Annotated in this window: 5 protein-coding genes; 1 reads left to right on the forward strand and 4 read right to left on the reverse strand. The window is 70.3% G+C overall.

All coding sequences use genetic code 11. The features are described 5' to 3' along the window. The 4 genes from trpA to APM_RS08840 all read right to left on the reverse strand — a co-directional run. A partial coding sequence (trpA, locus tag APM_RS08825; protein ID WP_007423022.1) for a tryptophan synthase subunit alpha occupies positions 1–630 on the reverse strand: 630 nt, incomplete at its 3' end. Further along, on the reverse strand, positions 627–1,841 hold the full coding sequence (trpB, locus tag APM_RS08830; RefSeq protein WP_007423023.1) for a tryptophan synthase subunit beta: 1,215 nt from the start codon (positions 1,839–1,841) through the stop codon (positions 627–629). The genes trpA and trpB, both read right to left, overlap by 4 nt. A 53-nt stretch (positions 1,842–1,894) precedes the next feature. Next, positions 1,895–2,455, reverse strand: a complete 561-nt coding sequence (locus tag APM_RS08835) for an HNH endonuclease (RefSeq protein ID WP_007423024.1) — start codon at positions 2,453–2,455, stop codon at positions 1,895–1,897. Positions 2,456–2,602: 147 nt separating this feature from the next. Continuing rightward, complete coding sequence (locus APM_RS08840; RefSeq protein ID WP_007423025.1) at positions 2,603–3,271, reverse strand: alpha/beta hydrolase; 669 nt, start codon at positions 3,269–3,271, stop codon at positions 2,603–2,605. Positions 3,272–3,320: 49 nt separating this feature from the next. Between APM_RS08840 and gluQRS the strand changes: the two genes are divergently transcribed. Then, positions 3,321–4,166 (forward strand): tRNA glutamyl-Q(34) synthetase GluQRS, encoded by an 846-nt coding sequence (gene gluQRS / locus APM_RS08845; protein WP_007423026.1) that lies wholly within the window; start codon positions 3,321–3,323, stop codon positions 4,164–4,166. Positions 4,167–4,184 lie beyond the last annotated feature (18 nt).

Below are 4,184 nucleotides of genomic sequence, written 5' to 3' on the forward strand. Positions count from 1 at the left end.
GACGGCGATCGGCATGTCCGTCGCCTTGCGGACGCGGGGGATGTCGCGCGCGAGATCCTCGGCGGAGGCGGTGCGGGTGCCGGTGATGCCGGTGATCGAGACGTAATAGACGAAGCCGGAGGAGTCGTTGAGCACGACGGGCAGGCGCTCATCCGTCGTGGTGGGGGCGACGAGGCGGATGAGGTCGATGCGGTGCTGGCGCAGATGCGGCAGCAGCAGGTCGGCCTCCTCGGTCGGCAGGTCGACCACGATGACGCCATCGACGCCGGCGGCGGCGGCATCGGCGGTGAAGCGCTCGACGCCGTAGGAGAGGATGGGGTTGAGATAGCCCATCAGGATCAGCGGCACGGTGTCGTTGACAGCGCGGAAGTCGCGCACCAGGCCGAGCGTGCCGGCGAGGGTCGCACCGGCGCGCAGCGCCCGGCGGCCGGCCTGCTGGATGGTCGGGCCGTCCGCCATCGGGTCGGTGAAGGGCATGCCGATCTCGATCAGGTCGGCGCCGCGGGCGGCCATGCCGGCGAGCAGGGTGGCGGAGGTTTCGCGATCGGGGTCGAACGCCTCGACGAAGGGGATCAGGCCCGCCCGGCCCTCATCGCGGAGGCGGGCGAAGGTGGCGGCGATGCGGCTCAAATCTGTTCTCCGAGATGGCGGGCGACGGTGAAGATGTCCTTGTCGCCGCGGCCGCAGAGATTCATCAGGATGATGCTCTCCTTGTCCATGCCGGGGGCGATCTTCGCGACATGGGCGAGGGCGTGCGAGGGCTCGAGGGCGGGGATGATGCCCTCGGTGCGGCAGCAGAGCTGGAAGGCGGCGAGGGCCTCGTCGTCGGTCGCGGACACGTATTCCACGCGGCCGATATCGTGCAGGTAGGAATGCTCGGGGCCGATGCCCGGATAGTCGAGCCCGGCGGAGATCGAGTGGGCCTCGAGGATCTGGCCGTCATCGTCCTGCAGCAGGTAGGTGCGGTTGCCGTGCAGCACGCCGGGGCGGCCGCGCGAGAGGGAGGCGGCGTGCTCGCCCGAATCGAGGCCGCGCCCGGCGGCCTCGACGCCGATCAGCTTCACCTGCTCGTCGAGGAAGGCGTGGAACAGGCCGATGGCGTTGGAGCCGCCGCCGATCGCCGCGATCGCGACATCCGGCAGGCGGCCCTCGGCCTCCATCATCTGGGCGCGGGCCTCGACCCCGATGACCGACTGGAAGTCCCGCACCATGGCGGGATAGGGGTGCGGGCCGGCGGCGGTGCCGATGATGTAGAAGGTGTCGCGCACATTCGCGACCCAGTCGCGCAGCGCCTCGTTCATCGCGTCCTTCAGCGTCGACGCGCCGGAGGTCACGGGGCGGACCTCGGCGCCGAGCAGCTTCATGCGGAAGACGTTGGGCTGCTGCCGCTCGACATCGGTGGCGCCCATGTAGACGATGCAGGGCAGGCCGAAGAGGGCGGCCACCGTCGCGGTGGCGACGCCGTGCTGGCCGGCGCCGGTCTCGGCGATGATGCGCGTCTTGCCCATGCGCTTGGCGAGCAGGATCTGGCCGATGCAGTTGTTGATCTTGTGCGCGCCGGTGTGGTTCAGCTCGTCGCGCTTGAAATAGACCTTGGCGCCGCCGAGTTCCTTCGTCAGCCGCTCGGCGAACCAGAGCGGGCTGGGGCGGCCGACATAATGTTGCAGGTAATACTGGAATTCCCGCATGAAATCGGGATCGTCCTTCGCCGCCTCGTAGGCCGCCTCGAGCTCGAGGATCAGCGGCATCAGGGTTTCGGCGACGAACCTGCCGCCGAACTCGCCGAAGCGGCCGCGGTCGTCGGGCAGGGTGCGCAGGGAATTGGGTATCGGCTTGTTCATTCTGGCTCTCCGTTCCGCACGGATAGCCGATATGGCAGGCGGATGAAACCGGATCAGGTCTCCAATTCGGTATCCCAGTAGAGAAAGTCGCGCCAGCTTTCGTGCAGGTAGTTGGGCGGGAAGGCGCGGCCGCGGTCCTGCAGCTCCCAGCTGTTCGGCCGGCGCGGCGTTTCATAGGGGAACATGTGGCATTCGCGCGGGAGTTTCGAGCCCTTGCGCAGGTTGCACGCGCCGCAGGCGGTGACGACGTTCTCCCAGGTGGTGCGGCCGCCGCGGGCGCGCGGGATGACGTGGTCGAAGGTCAGTTCCGGGGCGGGCAGGCGGCTGTGGCAGTACTGGCAGGTGAAGCCGTCGCGGAGGAAGACGTTGAAGCGGGTGAAGGCGGGCTGGCGCAGGCCGGGGACGAAATCCTTCAGCGCGATGACCGAGGGCAGGCGCATCGCCGAGGAGACGGAATGCACCTCGTGCTCGTATTCCGACAGGACGGAAACGCGGTCGAGGAAGACGGCCTTGACGGCGTCCTGCCAGGACCAGAGCGACAACGGAAAATAGGAGAGCGGACGGAAATCCGCGTTCAGCACGAGGGCGGGAAAGTTCTGCCCGCCGTCAGGCATTACTGAACCGCTCCCAGAAGGGCGACCAGATCACCGGGCCGGCCTCGGACTGGAAACGCCCTGCAATGTTCTGCACCGATTCCATGAGTGAAATATGGCGCCAACGACCCGGGGCCGCAAGGCGGGTTTCGCAATGTCAACAGCTTGTCACGCGGGCGAGGCCGGGGCGGCGAAGGCGCGCTGGAGCGTGAGGGCGCCGAGGGACAGCCCGGAATCGTCGATTCCGTGGGCGAGTTTCGGGACAAGGAGGCTCTCGACCGGCACGCCGGCGGCGCGCAGGGCGGCCTCGGCATCGCGCGAGCGGGAGGGCGGGACGATCTCGTCGGCCTCGCCATGGACGAGCAGGACCGGCGGGCGGCCGGCGAGTTCGGCGGGCAGCGACTCGGGGGCGAGCAGCGCGCCGGAATAGGCGAGAATCGCCCGCGGCGGCACCGCCCGGCGCAGGCCGGTGAACAGCACGGTCATCGCCCCCTGGCTGAAGCCCATCAGCGCATAGGCATCGGCCGGCAGGCCGAGGCGGGCGAGTTCGGCGTCGATGAACGGGTCGAGCGCCGCGCGGGCCCGGCGCACGCCGCCGCCGAGCGCGTGCGGGTCGAGCGTGCCGATCGGGAACCACTGGCGGCCGAAGGGGGCGAGGTCGAACGGGTCGGGCGCGTGCGGGGCGACGAAGGCGGCATCGGGGATCGCGCGGGCCCAGTAGGGCGCGAGGTCGATCAGGTCGTTGCCATCGGCGCCGACGCCGTGGCACAGCACCACGAGTTGCCGCGCCTTGCCGCCGTTCGCCGGGCCCCAGCGCGGTCCGTCCAGTTCAGCCATGAAGTCCTGCTCCTTGCATTTGCGGGGGAGCGTATCATCGTGGAGGCCGATGTCCATCGTCACCCGTTTCGCGCCGAGCCCGACCGGCTACCTGCATCTCGGCCACGCGGCCTCGGCCATGGCCGGGCACGACCTGGCGCGCGGGGCGGGCGGGCGGTTCCTGCTGCGGCTCGAGGATATCGATGCCGGGCGCTGCCGGCCCGGATTCGCCGAGGCGATCCTGGAGGACCTGGCCTGGCTCGGCCTGGCCTGGGATGGCGCGGTGCGGGTGCAGTCGGCGCATTTCGACGAGTACCGGGCGGCGCTGGCGCGGCTGGAGGCGATGGGATTGCTCTACCGGTGCTTCTGCACGCGGGCGGCGATTGCCGCGGCCCTCGGCGCGCCGCACGGGGCCGAGGCGGCCTATCCCGGCACCTGCCGCGGGCTCGATCCGGCGCTGGCGGACGCGCGGGCGGCGCAAGGCGAGCCCTATGCGCTGCGGCTGCGGATGGACCAAGCCGCGGCGATGGCCGGGCGGCTGCGCTATCACGAGGCGGCGGAAGGCTGGGTGGAGGCCGATCCGCGGCCGCATGGCGATGTGGTGCTGGCGCGCAAGGACGTGCCGGCGAGCTATCATCTCTGCGTCTGCCATGACGATGCGGCGCAGGAGGTGACGCATGTGACGCGGGGCGAGGACCTGCGGGCGGCGACGGATGTTCACGTGCTGCTGCAGGTGCTGCTGGGCTGGCCGCATCCGGCCTATGCCCATCATCCGCTGATCCGCGACGCGGCGGGGCGGCGGCTGGCCAAGCGCGACCGGGCGGCGACGCTGCGCGATCTGCGGGACGCCGGGGCCACGCCCGCGCAAATCCGCGAGATGGTCTCTTGCCGGATCGGCGATCTCGCCTCACTCTGACAGGATGATGCGTTTCGC

This window comes from Acidiphilium sp. PM (genome assembly GCF_000219295.1).
In the GTDB taxonomy this organism is placed as follows: Bacteria; Pseudomonadota; Alphaproteobacteria; order Acetobacterales; family Acetobacteraceae; genus Acidiphilium; species Acidiphilium multivorum.